General features: G+C 51.0%; 16 protein-coding genes and 1 pseudogene. 11 read left to right on the top strand and 6 right to left on the bottom strand.

Translation table 11 applies throughout. The features are described from left to right. The coding region (gene gatA / locus MR847_RS07565) for an Asp-tRNA(Asn)/Glu-tRNA(Gln) amidotransferase subunit GatA (protein WP_287723415.1) at window positions 1–1,362 on the bottom strand (1,362 nt) is incomplete at its 3' end. Next, window positions 1,362–1,688, bottom strand: a complete 327-nt coding sequence (locus MR847_RS07560) for a DUF4321 domain-containing protein (RefSeq protein WP_073306224.1) — start codon at window positions 1,686–1,688, stop codon at window positions 1,362–1,364. The genes gatA and MR847_RS07560, both read right to left, overlap by 1 nt. 142 nt (window positions 1,689–1,830) lie before the next feature. Here MR847_RS07560 and thiC point away from each other — a divergent pair, with 142 nt between their 5' ends. From thiC to MR847_RS07545, 3 genes are read left to right on the top strand one after another with little or no spacing between them, the layout of a single operon-like run. After that, window positions 1,831–3,435: a phosphomethylpyrimidine synthase ThiC gene (gene thiC, locus MR847_RS07555; protein ID WP_095880212.1), complete on the top strand. Its 1,605-nt coding sequence runs from the start codon at window positions 1,831–1,833 to the stop codon at window positions 3,433–3,435. A 1-nt stretch (window position 3,436) separates the two neighbouring features. Continuing rightward, the gene (locus tag MR847_RS07550; protein ID WP_287723412.1) at window positions 3,437–3,952 is read left to right on the top strand and encodes a hypothetical protein; all 516 of its coding nucleotides are present in this window, start codon (window positions 3,437–3,439) and stop codon (window positions 3,950–3,952) included. Then, the gene (locus MR847_RS07545) at window positions 3,940–4,686 is read left to right on the top strand and encodes a hydroxymethylpyrimidine/phosphomethylpyrimidine kinase (RefSeq protein WP_241899536.1); all 747 of its coding nucleotides are present in this window, start codon (window positions 3,940–3,942) and stop codon (window positions 4,684–4,686) included. Before MR847_RS07550 ends, MR847_RS07545 begins: the two co-directional genes overlap by 13 nt. A 3-nt stretch (window positions 4,687–4,689) precedes the next feature. Here the strand turns inward: MR847_RS07545 and MR847_RS07540 are convergent, their stop codons facing one another. After that, window positions 4,690–5,169 (bottom strand): hypothetical protein, encoded by a 480-nt coding sequence (locus MR847_RS07540; RefSeq protein WP_143394271.1) that lies wholly within the window; start codon window positions 5,167–5,169, stop codon window positions 4,690–4,692. 188 nt (window positions 5,170–5,357) lie between these two features. After that, window positions 5,358–6,380, bottom strand: coding sequence for a branched-chain amino acid aminotransferase (locus MR847_RS07535; protein ID WP_353846849.1), 1,023 nt, complete (start codon window positions 6,378–6,380; stop codon window positions 5,358–5,360). Window positions 6,381–6,507: 127 nt separating this feature from the next. Between MR847_RS07535 and MR847_RS07530 the strand changes: the two genes are divergently transcribed. From MR847_RS07530 to MR847_RS07515, 4 genes are read left to right on the top strand one after another with little or no spacing between them, the layout of a single operon-like run. After that, window positions 6,508–7,521 carry a hypothetical protein gene (locus tag MR847_RS07530; RefSeq protein WP_100426047.1) on the top strand — a complete coding sequence of 338 codons (1,014 nt, stop codon included), beginning with the start codon at window positions 6,508–6,510 and terminating at the stop codon, window positions 7,519–7,521. 34 nt (window positions 7,522–7,555) lie between these two features. After that, complete coding sequence (gene pheT / locus MR847_RS07525; protein ID WP_287723411.1) at window positions 7,556–9,988, top strand: phenylalanine--tRNA ligase subunit beta; 2,433 nt, start codon at window positions 7,556–7,558, stop codon at window positions 9,986–9,988. A 14-nt stretch (window positions 9,989–10,002) separates the two neighbouring features. Then, window positions 10,003–11,931 carry a DNA polymerase III subunit gamma/tau gene (gene dnaX / locus MR847_RS07520; protein WP_287723410.1) on the top strand — a complete coding sequence of 643 codons (1,929 nt, stop codon included), beginning with the start codon at window positions 10,003–10,005 and terminating at the stop codon, window positions 11,929–11,931. A 37-nt stretch (window positions 11,932–11,968) separates the two neighbouring features. Continuing rightward, entirely contained in the window at window positions 11,969–12,277 is a 309-nt protein-coding gene (locus MR847_RS07515) for a YbaB/EbfC family nucleoid-associated protein (protein WP_100426050.1), read from the top strand. A 65-nt stretch (window positions 12,278–12,342) separates the two neighbouring features. Here the strand turns inward: MR847_RS07515 and MR847_RS07510 are convergent, their stop codons facing one another. Further along, window positions 12,343–13,518, bottom strand: coding sequence for a sugar transferase (locus MR847_RS07510; RefSeq protein ID WP_277001074.1), 1,176 nt, complete (start codon window positions 13,516–13,518; stop codon window positions 12,343–12,345). Window positions 13,519–13,581: 63 nt separating this feature from the next. On the opposite strand from MR847_RS07510, the gene MR847_RS07505 reads away from it, so the two are divergent. The 4 genes from MR847_RS07505 (at window position 13,582) to MR847_RS07490 (ending at window position 18,165) form a co-directional block, all read left to right on the top strand. Beyond that, a complete protein-coding gene (locus MR847_RS07505; RefSeq protein ID WP_277001077.1) occupies window positions 13,582–14,871 on the top strand; it encodes a homoserine dehydrogenase in 1,290 nt (429 codons plus the stop codon). A 10-nt stretch (window positions 14,872–14,881) separates the two neighbouring features. Further along, window positions 14,882–16,333: a sugar transferase gene (locus tag MR847_RS07500; protein WP_100426052.1), complete on the top strand. Its 1,452-nt coding sequence runs from the start codon at window positions 14,882–14,884 to the stop codon at window positions 16,331–16,333. Between the two features lie 116 nt (window positions 16,334–16,449). Further along, on the top strand, window positions 16,450–17,313 hold the full coding sequence (nadC, locus tag MR847_RS07495; RefSeq protein WP_287723409.1) for a carboxylating nicotinate-nucleotide diphosphorylase: 864 nt from the start codon (window positions 16,450–16,452) through the stop codon (window positions 17,311–17,313). Window positions 17,314–17,319: 6 nt separating this feature from the next. Further along, entirely contained in the window at window positions 17,320–18,165 is an 846-nt protein-coding gene (locus tag MR847_RS07490; RefSeq protein WP_277001084.1) for a type III pantothenate kinase, read from the top strand. A gap of 363 nt (window positions 18,166–18,528) precedes the next feature. On the opposite strand, the pseudogene MR847_RS07485 reads toward MR847_RS07490, so the two are convergent. Then, a pseudogene (locus MR847_RS07485) lies at window positions 18,529–18,637 on the bottom strand (IS630 family transposase); the annotation flags it as partial.

The following is an 18,637-nucleotide window of genomic DNA, read 5'->3' as shown; positions in this document are numbered from 1 at the left end:
AGGCTTGCCAATCCATTGGATGTTCACCGGCAAGTTTTCCGCTTGCCCGCAGGGAACGGAAATTCCGGGAAGCCCGGCAAGGTTCAAACTGACCGTGTAAATATCGGAAAGGTACATCGCCATCGGGTCGCTTTCGCCTTCGCCACGCTTGAGCGGAAGGCCGGGCATCACCGGGGAAGCGATGACGTCGCAATTTTCAAAGGCGCGCGTGAAGTCGTTGGAAATCAGGCGGCGGACTTTTTGCGCTTGTACATAATAGGCGTCGAAAAAGCCGGAACTCAAGACGTAGGAACCCAGCATGATGCGGCGTTGCACTTCTTTGCCGAACGCTTCGCTGCGGGACATGGCGTAAAGGTCGTAGAGATTTTTGGCTTCTTTGCTGCGGTAGGTGTAGCGCACACCGTCAAAGCGGGAAAGATTGCTCGACGCTTCGGCGGTGGCAATGATGTAGTAACTGGCCACGGCGTAGCTGATGTTCGGCATGGAGATTTCTTTTAGGACGGCTCCTTCCGATTCCGCTTTTTTCAGAACGTTTTCGATGGCGGCTTTGCAGCCGGAGTCCAGGCCTTCGGCAAAGTATTCCTTGGGAACGCCGATGACTTTTCCCTTCAGGCTTTCCCCGATTTTTTGTCCGAAATTTTCGGCGGGGCGCGGGCTGGTCGTGTTGTCGTGCGCATCCTGTCCACAGATCGCGGAAAGAACGGTGGCGGCATCCTGCACGTTTGTGGAAAGCGGACCGATTTGATCGAGGCTCGAAGCGTAGGCGATAAGGCCGTAACGGGATACGCGACCGTAAGTCGGTTTTAGACCGACGATGCCGGTGCAGGCAGCAGGCTGGCGAATGGATCCGCCGGTATCGCTTCCGAGGGCGACAGGAACTGTTCCTGTCGCGACGGCGACAGCAGAACCGCCCGACGAGCCACCCGGAACGCGGGTTTTATCGACGGGGTTTTCCACGGCTCCAAAAAAGGAGGATTCGTTGGAGGAACCCATGGCAAATTCGTCCATGTTCGTTTTGCCGACGATGATGGCACCTTGGGATTCGAGCTTTTGAACGGCAGTCGCCGTGTAGGGCGAAACGAAGTTCTCCAAAATTTTGGAGGCTGCCGTGGTGCGCGTTCCTTCGAGGCAAAGATTGTCTTTGATGGCGACAGGGATGCCGTCGAGTTCTCCGAGAAGCTTTCCCTGTTTCCGGCGCTCGTCGCTTTCTTTGGCTTTGGCGAGGGCGCGCTCTGCCAAAACGGAAATGTAGGCGTTCAGCCCTTTGCTCTTTTCGATTTCGCCAAGGGATTCTTCGGCGAGTTTTTCCGCCGTGGTTTTTCCGCTTTCGAGTGCGGCTTTCAATTCTTGGATCGTTTTCATTAGCGTTCTCCGGACCATTTCATAATGTAAAGGCCAACCACGAGGCCGACCAGACTCATCACGTTCAATTTGAGAGCCAGACCAAAGGAAATCTTAATCATGTAAAGGTCTAGCACAAAGGGCTTCATCGTGTTTCCGTCCCCGGTATTGAACGCCCAGAAGGGCTTCACAAAGAAATTGTGTACGATATTGTTGTAGCCGCCGGCATTCATCAGTTCGCCGAGTTTTCCAAAAACGAACCCGAAGCATTCGCCCAGAACGCCGCCGATGATAAGGCCGAGAATTACAAAGAGAAGAAGTCTTCCAAAGCTAGAATTGCGAGTCATAGGATTCCTGAAGTTTATCGGAAATATAGTAAAAATCGCTTATAGGCTTTTTGTTTTCTATATTGGGGGCCGGGGTGCCCGCGTCCGCGGGCTGAGATTATACCCTTGGAACTTGGTTCGTCATGGAACAAAAGGATTTTATATGGCAGAAGCGTCTCCCTTTTTCAACCCGTTTCCTCAGTCTCAACGCATTTACGTTTCTGGAAAAATGTATCCCGACATCAAGGTGGGAATGCGGGAAATCCGCTTGGACGATCCGAAATGTCCTGTGCTTCCGGTTTACGATACGAGCGGTCCCTACGGCGACCCCGCTAAAAAAATCGATCTCGAAAAAGGCATTGAAAAATTGCGCGCTCCCTGGATTGCGGAACGCCTGCAAAAAGACGGTCGCCACAAGACGCAAATGGAATATGCGAAAGAGGGGATCATCACCCGGGAAATGGAGTATGTCGCCATCCGTGAAAATCAAAAGATGGATGAAATTTTCGGCGGAACGGGAACGGAAATTACTCCGGAATTTGTGCGCAGCGAAGTCGCTTCGGGCAGGGCTATCATCCCGAGCAACGTGAATCACCCGGAATGCGAACCGATGATTATCGGACGGCATTTTCTAACGAAAATCAATTCGAATATCGGCAATTCCGCTGTGGCGTCTTCCATTGAAAAGGAAGTGGAGAAGATGGTCTGGTCGGTGCATTGGGGCGCCGATACGGTGATGGACCTTTCGACGGGAAAGGACATCCACGCCACGCGCGAGTGGATTTTGCGGAACAGTCCGGTTCCTATTGGAACGGTTCCGATGTATCAGGCTCTGGAAAAAGTGAACGGCGTTGCAGACGACCTGACTTGGGAAGTTTTCCGCGATACTTTGATTGAACAGGCGGAACAGGGCGTCGATTATTTTACGATTCATGCGGGGCTTCTTTTGAAATTCGTGCCGCTGGCTTTGAAGCGGACGGCGGGCATTGTGAGCCGCGGCGGTTCCATTATCGCCCGCTGGTGCATGACGCACAATCAGGAAAGTTTCCTCTACACGCATTTTGAAGAAATCTGCGACATCTTGGCAAAATATGACGTGTGCGTTTCTTTGGGCGACGGCTTGCGCCCGGGTGCCATTGCCGATGCGAACGATGCCGCGCAGTTTGCGGAATTGGACACGCTGGGTGAATTGACGGAAATCGCCTGGAAAAAAGGCGTGCAGGTGATTATCGAAGGCCCGGGCCATGTTCCCATGCAGAAAATTCGCGAGAACATGGAACGCCAGGAGGAAAAATGCCATCAGGCCCCCTTCTATACGCTGGGGCCTCTTACGACGGACATCGCTCCGGGTTACGACCACATCACTTCGGCAATCGGGGCGGCGATGATTGGCTGGTTCGGAACGGCGATGCTCTGCTATGTGACACCCAAGGAACATTTGGGACTTCCGGACAGGGACGATGTGCGCGAAGGCGTGGTGACGTACAAATTGGCGGCTCATGCGGCGGATTTGGCGAAGGGGCATTTTGCTGCGCATTTCCGGGATGATGCTCTGTCTCGTGCACGCTTCGATTTTCGCTGGAAGGACCAGTTCGCTTTGTCTTTGGATCCGGAACGCGCCATGGAATTTCATGACGAAACCTTGCCGGGGAATGGGGCGAAAGAATCGCATTTCTGCTCGATGTGCGGACCGAAATTCTGCTCCATGCGTATTTCCAAAGACATCCTGCAATTTGTAAAAACAGGAAAATTAGATATGGAGAAGTAAAATGCAGTATATTCTCTTCACTAGTGCAGAGAGTTTTGTCGACGAAGTCGATTTAATTGAAAAAATCTTCGCTAATGATGTAGACTATCTGTATGTGCAGAAACCATATATGAACGACCGTCAGCTTGAACGGTTCCTTCTTTCGATTCCAGAAGAAATCCGAATGAAGACGTTTCTTTGCGGCTCACCGAGTATGGCTCAGGAATTCAGCCTCGCCGGATTCCATCAGCCGATGGAATGGTTCGTTCAGAATGGTGGAGCCGCGCTGAGAGCTTCGGGACTTTTAAGTGTCGAAGTGGAATATTTGCGGGATTTGGAAAAGCTTTCCCCGGAATTGCGTTCCAAAATTTTCCAGGTGGTAGTGAAGAATAAACCGGAAAGGGTTCCGGAAAATGTCTTTGTCGCTTGCGATGCCACAGAGCTATCGGATGATGAACCACCTAACAGGGCGATTGTCTCGGGAATCTGGGAATTCGCCGACTCGGTTTCCGCTTGGAGGCGCTTATGTCTAAAATGACCTATGCCATGACAATCGCAGGCTTCGATGGAAGTGGCGGCGCAGGGATCTTGGCCGATATCAAAACGATGCGGGATTTTGGAGTGTACGGCTGTTCTGTTTGTACCGCTTTGACGGTGCAAAACGAACTGTCTTTTGCGGACCCGGGATTTCTCCCATGGGAACGCATCCGTGTGCAACTCGATAAGCTTCGGGAAGTGCGCGAATACAAGTTCATCAAAATCGGACTTGTGCAAGATGCGGAAATGCTCCAGAAAATTGTTGAATGGATACGCCAGAATAATTCCGATGCGTTTGTCATTTGGGATCCGATCATGGGAGCGACGACCGGTTTCCGCTTTTTCGCCGATGATGATGCGGACAGGTTCTTTCCGGTATTTTCGCAGATCGATTTGATTACGCCGAACCAGTATGAGTACGCCTATCTGGGCTTGGGTGTCGCTGACAGCCGCAAGGAACTTCTGGTTGGAAAAAAGACCTCCATTCTGCTGAAGGGAGGTCATGCGGAAGGGGAAGATTCCACCGATACGCTTTGGCACGAAGGAAAGATTTTCAAATTCACTTCGAAGCGTTTTGTCGGAGTCGATAAGCACGGCTCGGGCTGTACGCTTTCGTCGGCGATCCTCGCCAATGTGGCGCTTGGAAAGTCCTTGCCGGAATCTTGCCAGGCTGCCAAACTTTATATCGAAAAGTTTTTGGCAGGCGGGGAAGGCCGAGTCGGCTGGGTCGACTAAAGCCTAGTTGTTATCGTCTTCAAGTTGATCCTTGATCGAGTTGAAGATCGGATCCCAGAGAGATGGACCGCCTTGTTTCGGATACACATAGGTGAGTTCTTGGGTGTTCATCCAGGCTTTGAGCTTGGTCACCTTGATCACGCATGAAGATTCGTCTCCCGAAACGCTTACCCAGAATTTGATGTACTGGTTGTTTTCCATGTTGCGTTTCTGGTCATCGCGTTGGGTGTAACTTGCGACCGTGTACTTTTCGGTGACCATCTTTCCGTTTTCCGGATCATCTTTGGCAAGGGCAACCTTGTTGTCGGCGAAGGTCTTCTTGGTGGCTTCGTAGCAGGCAGCGGAAGAATATTCGAACGAACGGGTCATGTATTCGTCGTAGAGAGTCGGATCGTCGAGCATTTTCTTGGGCTGCATCATGGCACAACCGCTGAAGAAGGTTGCCGTCGCGAGAGCGAATCCGAGAAAGGCTTTCTTTTTCATTTTTGTCTCCGGGAATTGGGTGTTTTTTTTGAAAATGTACGAAAAAAAACGGCTTTGTCAACAAAAAACTTATGATAAGTGCCGCTTTTCGAAGAAAAACAAAAATCCCGTGGAATTTTCCACGGGAATCTTTTTTTTCCGTCGTTGCGGACGTTTTGCCCGCTGCGAGGATTTTTTGAATTTTTGAATTACAGGTCTACGACTTCGGTCCAGCCGAACGGATCCGGAGCTTCACCGAACTGGATTGCGGTGTACTTCGTAAAGAGTTCCGTACAGACCGGACCCGGGTTTACGCCGTCACCGTAGGTGAACTCCTTGCCAGCCACCGGGTCCACGATCTTTTTGATCGGGGTGATCACGGCTGCCGTACCGCATTCTGCGGCTTCCGAGAATTCAGCGAGTTCTTCGAATGGAACTTGGCGGCGTTCCACCTTGTAACCCAGATGTTCCGCGAGCTGCTGCAAGCTCTTGTTCGTAATGGACGGGAGAATGGATTCGGACTTCGGGGTCACGAAGGTCTTGCCCTTGATACCGAAGAAGTTTGCCGGACCGCATTCGTCGATGTACTTCTTTTCCTTTGCATCGAGATAGATTGTGCTCGAGTAACCGAGCTTCTTTGCTTCAGCGAGAGAAAGAAGGGACGCCGCGTAGTTACCGCCGACCTTGACCGTGCCCGTACCCTGCGGAGCGGCGCGGTCGTAGTTACGGCTGATCATCATGTCGACCGGTTTGAAGCCGTCCTTGAAGTACGGACCGACCGGGGTCACGAACATGAGGAGCAAATATTCATCTGACGGCTTCACACCGACTTCTGGACTCATACCGATGAGGAGCGGACGGATGTAAAGAGTTGCACCGTAGCCATACGGTGGAACGAAACGCTTGTTCGCCTTCACGACCGTGTGAACCATTTCACGGAAGAGTTCTACCGGCGGAACAGCCATAAGAATGCGGTTTGCAGTGTTCTGAATGCGCTTGGCATTTTCTTCAACGCGGAAGATGCGGACCTTGCCGTCCTTGCCCGTGTAAGCCTTGAGGCCTTCGAAGCCTTCCTGACCATAATGCAAGCAAGTTGCGGCCATGTGAATGCTAATGTCTTTGGAGGAGGTGACTTCAATTTTGCCCCACTGACCATTGCGGTAGTAGCAGCGAACGTTGTAATCGGTATCGTAGTAACCGAAGGGAAGAGTCTTCCAATCAACAGTATTCAAATCGACTTGCATAATTGAACCTTTCTATTTTGGCGTCACCTGACGTCAATGTAAAAATACACATTTTGAAGCGAAATGGCTTTAAGGGGAGCGAAAAAGATATATTCTGAAGAAAAGCGAGGTTTGAATGCATTTCAAAACGATGATTGTCGGGGCGATATTTCTTGGGAAAATGGTCTTTGCGGAATCTCCGGTGGACGATTTCGGCTTTCAAAAATTTTACACCACTCTAACAGGCAGTCTATCGTGGACTTCGGCGCATTGGAACAATGGAAATGACCGAACCTTTTCGGACTGGTCCACGGACCCCGATGATCCGACGGGCTGGACAAGCGACCAAAGCGGTTCCGCGCAAGGCTTTCATGTGGATGGTTCGGGCGTGATGCAGATGCTTGGAAATGCTCCGCGTTTTCACATTAATTCGAATAACGATGAAGACCCGACTCCGACGAGCCAGTTTTTTTTGAATGTCGAGTACACGGCTTACTTTATGCGGAATGCGCTCGGCGGTGAAAATTGGGGCGGCATGATAGTCGGCTTGCGCAGCGGCTCGCATCATCACGGAAGTTCGGGCAGGGACAATTGCCTTGCGAATACTTACTATGCGCGTTTTCGAAACGATGGAACCTGGGATTTTGAAAAGGAATGGAAGCATCCGGGAAGCTATTATCGCAGTACATCGGGCATAGGCAAGCAGGATCCGCTTTGGGGCGGGGGAGTCCTTCCGGTGAAAAAGTGGATTGGGATGAAGTTCATCGTTTACAATCCAAACGCCTCCACGGTACGCCTAGAACTTTACATCGATTCGACGTCGAACGCGACGGCGCCCGGAAACTGGGAACTGGTCGGTATCGCAGAGGATGCTGGTTTGGATTGGTCGGGCGCAAGTTATGGAGCGTCGACGATCGAAGGTTGTGCCTACAGCGACGCTCTGGCTCCGATTCTCCAAGGGGGCGGAACCGCTTTGATGCGTTCCGATAATGATAATCCTTATTATAAGTATGTGAGCATTCGCGAAATAGATCCGACGGGGAGCTTTGACGATACGGGTATCCGTCCGCGGGCGAAGCCTTTGTTGAAGAGTGTCCCTGTGCGGCATTTTGATTTGCTCGGACGCAGTCAAGTTTTGGAAAAATTCTAGATTATGCGCGTAAAAGCAAGAAAGGATTTTGCAAATGAAAGTTTCTTTGAATTGGCTCCGCCGTCATGTGGATCTTCCGGAAAGTGCTGAAGAAGTTTCGAAGGCTTTGACCTCCATCGGTCTTGAAGTCGAAGGCATGGAAGAACCGGCGAAGCAGTATGAAAAGCTCGTCGTGGCAAAGGTTCTCACCTGTGAAGCTCACCCGGATAGTGATCACCTGCATGTCACGACGGTGGACGATGGCAAGGAAACCATTCAGGTTGTCTGTGGCGCTCCGAACGTGGCTGCAGGCCAGACCGTCGTTCTCGCTCCGATCGGTGCAGAGCTTCCGCTTCCGGACGGCAAATCTTTGAAGATGAAAAAATCCAAAATCCGCGGTGTGGAAAGCTTTGGCATGATCTGTGCCGAAGATGAAATCGGCCTTTCCGATGACCACGGTGGAATCCTGGTTCTCGACGATAAGATTCCGGCGGGTACCCAGTTTATTTCCCTCGGTTTTTACGACGCCACTTATGAATTGAACGTGACCCCGAACCGTCCGGATGCTCTTTCGCACCGTGGTGTCGCCCGCGAACTCGCGGCCAAGTTCAACCGTCCGCTGAAGCCGCTCGCTTACACGCTCACCGAAGACGCTTCGAAGGAAGCTGCTTCCGAAATCAAGCTCACCGTGGAACCGGGTTCCGGCTGTTCCCGCTATGTGGGCCGTGTTATCGAAAATGTGAAGGTCGCACCGTCCCCGGCGTGGCTTTCCCGGCTTCTCAAGTCCGTCGGTATGAACAGTGTGAATAACGTTGTGGACGTGACGAACTTCATTTTGATGGATGTCGGTCAGCCGCTCCACAGCTTCGACATGGCCAAGTTGAACGGCGCAGAAGTTGTCGTTCGCAAGGCTAAGCCGGGCGAAAAGATTGAAACCTTGGACCACAAGGAACACGAACTCACGACGAATGATCTCGTCATCTGCGATGGCGATCGTCCGTCCTGCGTTGCCGGTGTGATGGGCGGCGTAGAAAGTGAAATCACGGATACGACGACGCAGGTGTTCCTGGAAAGCGCTTGGTTCAACCCGACTGTCGTGCGTAAGCAGGCTCACCGCCTTTGCACGTCGACCGATTCGAGCTATCGCTTTGAACGCGGAATCGATTACACAATGCAGCGTGAAGCAGACGATTACGCTTGCGCCTTGATCCAGGAAGTCGCCGGAGGCAACGTTCTCAAGGGCACAGTTGAATATACAGGCGAAGATCACCAGAAGGAACCGTTCGTGGTGACGCTCCGCGCATCCCGCGTGACGAAGGTTTTGGGCATCACCCTTTCCGAAGACGAAATCACCAAGTACTTGACGGGCATTGGCCTCAAACACTTGGGCAATATGACTTTTGAAATTCCGCCGTATCGTCCGGACCTTGAACGCGAAGTGGACTTGATCGAAGAAGTGGCACGTCTCGTTGGCTTTGACAATATCCCGTACGACGTCCCGTCGTTCAAGATCAAGCCGAACGATCTTCCGGCAGAAGAAGTCCTCGGACGCCGCATCCGTTACACGCTCTCTTCGATGGGCCTCCACGAATGTATTTCGCTCCGTTTTACGAGTGCTGCAAATACGCAGGCTGTGTTCGGTGAACCGAATGATGCCGATCCGCGCTCGAAGCCGGCTAAGCTTTTGAATCCGCTGTCCGAAGACCTCGGCTGCGTCCCGACCTCCTTGATTCCGATTCTCCTCAAGTCCGTTGCCGACAACGAAAAGAACCGTCCGGGTTCTGTCCGCTTGTTCGAAAACAGCAAAGCGCAGTTCCAGAATGCGGAGCGCAAGGACGATCGCGATCCGGGCTTTACCGAAAAGCCAATCCTTTGTGCGGTCATCGCCGGCCATTGGAAAATGGAAGCTTTGGACGATAAACCGCGTGATGTCGAATTCGGCGACATCAAGGGTCTTGCGATTTCCTTCTTCAAACGTCTTGGCCTTCCGGTAGAAGTGCGCTCCGTGGAACAGAAGGAAAAATTCCTCCACCCGGGCAAGCAGGCTGTGATCATGAGCGGCAGTACGGTCTTCGGTTCCATCGGTATGGTTCACCCGGCTGTGTTGAAGGCTTTTGACATCAGCTATGCGACGGCTCTTTTTGAAGTCGATCTGGAAAAGGTTTTGAAGGCTCAGGAAAAGAAGGTTGTCTTTAAGCCGTTCAGCCGTCAGGTGTTCACGACCCGCGACATTTCTATGATCGTGGCGGAACGCATGACGAACGAAGCAATCCTTGAAAAGCTCAATTCCTTCAAGGTGAAGAACCTGGTGAAGGTGGAACTCAAGAGCGTTTATCAGGGTGTCGGAATCCTTCCGGGCCAGAAGAACATAGTTTACTCGTTCACGTACCAGTCCATGACGGAAACTCTGACGGATGAAGTGGTGAACAAGGCTCACGATAAGCTTCGCGAAAAACTTTCTGCCGACAGCGAAATCACTCTCCGTTAAAGGGTAAGTCGAGTATGGCTTATATTGCAATGGCGCGCAAATGGCGACCGGAGTCGTTCAACGATCTGGTCGGCCAGGAGCATATCGCAAAGACGATTGAAAATGCAATCGTCGGTGGTCGTCTGCATCATGCGTTCCTTTTTACGGGAACCCGTGGTGTCGGTAAAACGACTTCTGCACGTATCTTGGCGAAAACGTTGAACTGCACGGGTGGTGATCCGCTGATCCCGTGTGGAAAGTGCAAGAGCTGTCTCGATATCGCGAGCGGTCATCCGATGGACGTGATTGAAATTGATGCGGCTTCGAATACGGGTGTCGACAATATCCGCGATCTTTTGGAACAAACCCAGTATACGCCGATGATCGGCAAGTACAAGGTGTTTGTAATCGACGAAGTCCACATGCTTTCGAAAGGCGCTTTCAACGCGCTTCTCAAAACCTTGGAAGAACCGCCTCCGCATGTGATTTTCATTTTTGCGACGACCGAAGTCAATAAGGTTCCGCAGACGATTCTTTCGCGAGTACAGCGCTTTGACTTTAAGCGTCTTACGACAAAGCAAATCACGAGCCGTCTCAAATACATCTGTGATCAGGAATCGATTTCGACCGATGCGGAAGCGCTCGGCATGATTGCAGAAAAGGCGGATGGCTCGATGCGTGACGCTCTCACGTTCTTCGATCAGGCTTATGCTTTTACCGGCAACGATATGAATGCGGACTCCGTCCGTTCCGTTCTCGGTGTCCCTCCGAACGATCTTTATTTTAGCCTTCTTGAATCCATTGAAAAGCACGATCTCAAGGGTACGTTTGCCGTTGTTGATAAGGCTTCGGAAACGGGTGTGGAATTTGCACCGCTTCTCGACGGCTTTGCCAAGTTTGTCCGCAACCGCCTGTATGTGAAGGTGGGCGGAATTTCTGCCGAAGAATTGAACATTTCGGAAGGTCTTTTTAGCAAGCTCAATTCTTGCGCGCCATCTCTGGGCAACGGTGACCTCTTGCGCATTGCGCGTATCCTCACGGACTTGCAGGGGAACATTCGCCGCAGCACGAATCCGCGTTTGCTCGTGGAATCCGCTTTCGCTCGAATGGCTTATCTCGACAGGGTCGTAGACTTGAAACGTGCCTTGGCCGCGATTAATGACCCTGCTTCCCAGGGTTCAAAAAAAAAATTAACTGAACCGCAGGCTCAGGTGTCGATGGCAGCGTTGACTGCTCCGGCGCCTTCCGATTCGCCTTTTACAATTGACTTCGACGGCTTTGACGCTCCGAAGTCTTCTCCTGCCACTTCTTCTGCAAACGATTCGTTTGCGATTCCGACAGCGCCCGAAGCGCCTCCGTCTATCGATAGGGGAACTCCCGAAATGGATCCTTCCATGATAATCGATTTTGGCGGTGCGCCTGCTTTTGACGATGACCACGGTTTTGACGAAGGGCCAAGCTTTGCCGAAGCCGGAGATGATTTGGGCGATGTGCAGGCGATTACGCGCTACGACATTTGCAACGCCTGGCAGAATTTGATCCGCAGCAGTTTCTCTCAGGAAATGGGATTCTTTGCGACAAGCCTGAACGGTTCGACTCTTGAACACGGAGACTTCCAAGAAAATCCGTTCCGCTTGAAAGTCGTTTATCCGGCCGCATTCAAGTGGGGCTTCGATCAGATGATGATGCGTGACGATTACCGCGATCGCTTGTTGAATATTCTGGAAGACCGCTTGCAGACAAAGGTCGCTGTGACCTATGAACTGTTGGAGCCGAAACCCGGCGAAGATGTTTCCGGAGTGCCGCTCAGCCCTTGGGAAACGGACTTGCAGCATGAACCGGGTCTTGCGGAATTCACCCAGAGATTTATGGCGGAACTCATTGCGACAAGATCCGTGCCGAAAATGGTCGACGAAGAAAATTCGGACGGCGAACAATGTGCAGTGACTCCGGAACAGGAATAAAATTGTATTTTAATCCCCAAAAAAAGAGGAAAGCCCTATGAATATGCAGAAAATGTTGAAGGATTTGCAGAAGATGCAGTCCAAGATGGTCAAGGCCCAGAACGATCTTCAGGCTCAGAGCTTTGAAGCGGAAGCGGGCGGTGGCATGGTGAAGGTTGTGCTCAACGGTCAGGGCATCATGACTTCGATCAAGATCCACCCGGATGCTGTCGACAAGGATGATGTCGAAGCTCTTGAAGATTTGATCATGGCTGCCGTGAATTCGGCAACGAAGAAGAAGGATGACACTTCCAAGGCTAGCATGGAAGAACTCACCGCCGGTATGCGCATCCCGGGACTCATGTAAGCCTTTTTCAAAGAAATGAAAATAGACCGCTGGATTCAGCGGTCCTTTTTTTCAAAACGGAAACTTTAGTAAGCTCCGTCGCTTTTGAACACCGCCTTGAAGGTCTTTGCCACGAGCTGCAGGTCAATGCCAAAGTTCGAATGACGCACGTACTTGTTGTCAAGACGCATCTGACCTTCGAACGGAATGTCGCTTCGACCGCTGACCTGCCAGAAACAGGTGAGACCCGGTGTCACGGAAAGGCGCATTTTATGCCACGGCAAGTATTCTGCAACTTCCGACGGAAGCGGTGGGCGCGGTCCGACGACCGACATGTCTCCGGCAAGAATGTTGAACAGCTGGGGAAGTTCGTCTAGGCTGAACTTGCGAAGGATATGGCCCATCGGATAAATGCGCGGATCGTTCTTCATTTTGAAGGTCGGGCCGCTGGATTCGTTGAACTTTTGAAGTTCCTTTTTGCGGGATTCCGCATCGATGTACATACTGCGGAATTTGTACATCGTAAAGAGCTTGCCGTTTTTGCCGACGCGGATTTGCTTAAAGATAACGGGTCCCTTCGGGTCGCTGAACTTGACGATCAAGGCGCAGGCGATGAGAACCGGGGAAAGCAGAACGATGCCGCAGAAGGACGATACCACGTCGAAGGACCGCTTGATGAATTCCTTGGCGTAAACGGAAAATTTGTTCGTTTGGGTGAGAATGTCACCGTAGAACAGGCGCTTGAGCGAGAAAAAACCGTTGTTGCGCATATTGAACTTTTCAATCGCTTCGTCGAATTCCTGATCCCGCTTTTCTTGAAGACCGGTGTAAACGCAGACCTGGAAAATCGGCTGCTTGGTCTTTTTACGCAGAATGTCGACGAGACCCGCCTTTTTAATATTGACGAGCATTTTGCGACGCAGGCGTTCCAAAACGCGCAGGTCAGAATCGATCAAGATGACGCCTAAACCGTCAGGATTGTCCAGATAACCAACGACATCGGTAAACTTGGTTTCGGTCAAGACGGTGAGGACCGCAATTTTCCATGCCCGGACATAAGATGAATCGAACTTGCTGAATCCGACGATGTCGAACTGGCGGGTAATAATCTTAAAGTAGAGGAATGGATGCTGATTGCGGTTTGTACGCAAAAACTCTTCACGCAGGCGAGCCTTGAAGAAGTTTGCCGGATAAACCGTATTCCCAATATTTTGCGGGGAAAGAAAATCTCCCAGCGTGGATTGTGTAAAATTGTCGTGCACGTCCCAAATATAATTTTGATTTTCTAATTTAAAGGCGAAAAATTTCATCCATTGGAGATAATTATGCGCATTGGACTTATTGGTACCGGCACGATCGGTGGCGGTGTCGTGGAAATCCTCGAAACCAAGGCTGCTCAGTATCGTGAAAAGTTGGGTATTAACCTTGAACTCGCTTGTATCTGCGCCAAGAGTGACGAAGAAGTCGCTCCGTACAAGGCAAAGGGCTACAAGACGACTACCGATGCGATGACGATGATTGCCGATCCGACGATCGACGTGGTCGTGGAACTCGCTGGCGGCTATGAAATGCCGCGCAAGTGGATTACTACCGCTCTCGAAAATAAGAAGCATGTAGTGACTGCAAACAAGGCGATGCTTGCCAAGTATGGTCACGAAGTGTTCCCGCTTGCTGAAAAGAACAATTGCCACGTTCTGTTCGAAGCCGCCGTGGGCGGTGGCATTCCTATCATCCGTAGCATGCAGGAAGGCTTTGTCGGTAGCGAAGTAGAACAGCTCAGCTGCATTATCAACGGTACTTGCAACTACATCCTTTCCCGTATGGGCGAAAGCGGCATGTCTTTTGAAGACGCTTTGAAGGAAGCCCAGCTAAACGGTTTTGCAGAACGCAATCCGACATTCGACATCGAAGGTGTGGACTCCGCTCACAAGACGGCCATTCTTTCGAGCCTCTGCAGCGGTAAGTATGTGGACTTTGAAAAGATCCACGTCACCGGTGTTGCGAAGATTACCGCCGAAGACATTTCGAATGCGAAGGAACTCGGCTACAAGATCAAGCTTCTCGGCATCTATCGCCGTGGCGAAGATGGCGCTGTGGACGCTCGCGTCCATCCGTGCCTCGTTCCGAACGACCATCTGCTCGCCAGCGTAGACGGCGTGATCAACGCCGTGTACCTCCACTGCGACAACCTCGGCCAGACCCTCCAGACGGGTGCAGGTGCAGGTCGTCTGCCGACGGCAAGCGCTGTGGTCGCTGACCTCGTTTCCCTTGCCCGTTCCACGGATACCGGCTCTCGCAAGCCGCTCCCGATGGGCTGGTTCAACAAGGAAAATGCAGCAAAGCTTGTCCCGATTTCGGAAACCTCTTCCCGTTACTATCTGCGCTTTACGACGAAGGATTCCTTCGGCGTCCTCGCAAGCATCACGGGCATTTTCAGCCAGAACGAAATCTCGATCGAATCCATCATCCAAAAGGATGTGAAGGATCCGGGCAAGGTCAGCATTGTCGTCATTTCCGAATGCACAAAGGAAAGCAAGATGCTCACGGCACTCGAAGCGATAGACTCTCTCTCTTCTGTTTCAGAAAAGAGCCAGATGATCCGCTTCCTCAAGTAAGGCGTCACCCATGCTACGAGGAAATAAGCTCGAACTCCTCTTGCATTTGATCGGCGACTATTTGGCGGTGATGATTTGTTTTGTCATCGCCTTCTGGGTCCAATTCCATAGCGGTTGGATCTTGGATAAGTTCGATCCGTCCAAAATGATTTCGGAATATACCCGCGCAAGCTTTTTCCTGGGTGCGGGCTGGGTCTTTTTGTTTGCCGTGACGGGACTTTACCGTTCATGGCTTCTGCTCTCTCGAACACTCCAGGTTCTGCATGTGGCGCGTGCGGTTATTCTTGGGATTGTGGCGATTCTCCTTGGCCTTTTTGGCTCCGAATTTATCGGGCGTTTGGTCGCAGGTCAGCCGCTTCTCGGGGATTACGTTTACGGCTCGCGCTTCAAGTGGATTCTCCTTTACGGCGCTGGGGTCTTTTTCCTTGTCGCTTCTGTTCGTATGACGATTGCTGGATTTTTGCGCGCTCTGCTTCGCAAGGGCTATGGGGCAAACAACTTGCTCGTGCTCGGTGCGACGGAAGCGGGTAAAAAGATCGCTTTGGCTTTTGCCAAGTCTCCGGAACGTGGGCAGAAGGTCGTCGGATTTTTGGACGAACATTATCAGGTCATGGATCATGAATTCAATGGTTTCCCGGTTCTTGGAAAGTATTCCGACTTGGCGAACCTGGTGAAGAAGTACAAGGTCTCGGGCATCGTGATTTCGCACGACAGCTCCTCCTTGCAAGAAATCACCCGCGTACTCACTTGGGTTTGTGACCTGCCACTTCATATTTATGTGATTCCAGGACTTTACAACGTCATCAGCGGACATTACAAGACGAACCTCGTGCACGGCTTTGATCTGCAGGAACTTTTTGCGTTTAACATGCCGCGTTGGGAAGTCCGCGTGAAGCGCTTGATGGATGTGGTTGTCGCCGCAATCCTTTTGCTTTGCACGTTTCCGATTTCCTTGCTTGCTGCTCTTGCGATTAAGCTCGATTCCAAGGGCCCGATCTTTTATTCTCAAGAACGTGTGGGCCTTTATGGCAAACGTTTTATGGTGCATAAGTTCCGCACGATGCGGACGGATGCGGAAAAGAACGGTGCGCAGTGGGCGACGAAGAACGACCCGCGTATTACGCGTGTGGGGCACTTCCTTCGTAAGACCCGTATCGATGAACTGCCGCAGCTTTTGTGCGTGTTGCGTGGCGACATGAGCATGGTCGGTCCGCGTCCGGAACGTGCCGTGTTCATTGAAAAGTTGCGCGAACAGATTCCGTTCTACATTGGACGTTTGAAAATGAAACCGGGACTTACCGGTTGGGCTCAAGTGCGTCATCATTACGACACGAGCCTCGAAGATGTGCAGAAGAAACTCGAATACGACATGTACTACTATGAAAACATGTCTCTGCTTCTCGATTTCCAAATTTTATTCAGAACGATTTACGTGGTACTCACGGGGAAGGGGGCACAGTAGAGATGAGCGAAAAGAAGTCATTTCTGAAAGAAAAAAAGCCATCCCCTTTCTGGACTTGTTTGCAGGGGCCGGTGGAATTATTTCTAGCCCACAACTCTTAACTCGGAATAAAACTTATGTACGGTGATAATTCGAAACCTGTATTTCCGGTAGAAGACGCTTTGACCATGATTCGCCTCGCTCTCGCAGAAGATGTGCGCACGGGCGATGTGACGAGTGCATGGACAATTCCGGCGGATCAAAAGCAGCATGCGCGTTTGATTGCAAAAGAAGACGGTGTGTTGGCGGGTCTTCCGATTATTGAACTCGTGTTCAAAGAACTCAAGGCGAAAGCCACGGTGACGCTCCACAAGCAAGATGGCGACGTGGTGAAGAAGGGCGATTTGATCGCTGAACTCGACGGCACGACTCATGAACTTTTGACCGGTGAACGCACCCTTTTGAACTTTATTCAGCAGCTTTCGGGCGTTGCCACGGTGGCGCATACCTTCCAGGAAGCTTTGAAGGGTGGAAAGACCAAGGTCCTCGATACCCGCAAGACCGTTCCGGGATTCCGTACTTTACAGAAGTATGCCGTGCGCGTCGGCGGCGGTTCGAACCATCGTATGGGTCTTTTTGACATGGTCCTTGTCAAGGACAATCATATTGCCGCAGCCGGTGGCGTTCTCGAAGCCCTCGCCGTTGTCAAAAAGCACAATACCCAGAACCTGATGGTCGAAATGGAAGTGGAGAATTTCGACCAGCTTCGCGCACTTTTGAACAAGGGCGTCGACGTCATCATGCTCGACAACATGAGCAACGAAACGATGGCAGAAGCCTTGAAGATTATCAAGGAAAGCGGAGACAAGTGCCTTGTGGAAGGTTCGGGCAATATGACGCTTGAACGTGCGAAGGAAATTGCGACGCTTGGACTCGACTTCATTTCGGTAGGCGCTTTGACGCATAGCGTAAAGGCTCTCGATATTTCCATGAGAATTTAAGACTCCATGAAAAACGCGAAGAAGAAGCCTTCGATCCGTAAAAAAGCACCTTATACCTTTGTCGTGGACGTGGGCAATACGCATACCGTCCTCGGTATTTACAAAGGCGAAAAAATTGAAGACCATTGGCGCCTGACGACTCGCAAGGAAACGACGAGCGATGAAGTTTTGAACCGTGTTGGCGGCCTGATTCGCTTTTCCAAAATCAAGCTGGAAGAAATTTCCTATGTAGGACTTTCCACGGTGGTGCCTGTTTTGGAACGCCCTTGGGTAAAGGCCCTTCAAAAGCTTTTGAAGAAACCTGTCCAGGTGGTGAATTCGAACAACTGCCTTGATTGCCCGATTGCGTATTTGAATCCTGCTTCTTTAGGTGCGGATCGCCTTTGCAACATTATTTCGCTGCGTGATCGCGGCTATACCGATGCGATTGTCATCGATATGGGGACGGCGACGACATTTGACGTGATGAAGGATGGCGGTTTTGAAGGAGGCTTGATCATTCCGGGCATCAGCGCTAGCATGGATGTTTTGACGGAAAAGGCGGCTCGTTTGAAGCCGGTGAGTATTGAATGGGCTGATCGCATAGTGGCGAACAATACCGACGATGCGATTCGTGCGGGTCTTCTTTACGGCTTTATTGCGGAACTCGAATCCTTGGTGCAAAAAATCAAGAATGAACTCGGTAAAAAGAACGTTCCTGTTTTTGCCACGGGAGGCTGGGGCCGTATGGTTCTCGGTCACAGCGATGTGATTGATACGTATGATCCGTATTTGACAGTCAATGGGGTGCGCCTCGTTGCGATGTATGGAAATAAGGCCGTCGAAATCGATCGTGATAACGACGAAGAATAAGCTTTATTCTTATGAAATCGTTTGAAAATAAGGTTGTTGAATAAAATCTATTGAAGGTTGTTGAATAAATTTCAGCGTTTTCTGTAATAGTGACTTTTGCTTATAATTTGCAACGAATAAATTGGACCTAGTGCAGAAATCGCGAAGACAATTCCTGTTGATTTTCTTATCAAGGCGTACCCCGGCTTGCACAATCTAGATTTAGAATGGACTGTGAAAAAGTCGGTGAATGCGGAAAATTGGCGAGATGTCCCTTTTGTAAGTGAAATCCGGTATATTGTCGGTTACTTTTGTAAAAATAAATTCTAGATTACGCTTCCGTAAGATTATTTTATTGCTCCGGCGGATATATTTTTTACATAGTCATGCTGCATAAGAGACATGCTTGTCGCCAAAATACTTGATTACTCGTTCAGGGCTGTTGCTCACCATTTTCATGTGGGATTCCGCATGGGAGCGTAGCTTTTCGCGA

This window comes from Hallerella sp., assembly GCF_022776125.1.
Lineage (GTDB): Bacteria > Fibrobacterota > Fibrobacteria > Fibrobacterales > Fibrobacteraceae > Hallerella > Hallerella succinigenes.
Note: the sequence above shows the minus strand (reverse complement) of the source record. Positions and strands in the feature narration are given on the sequence as shown.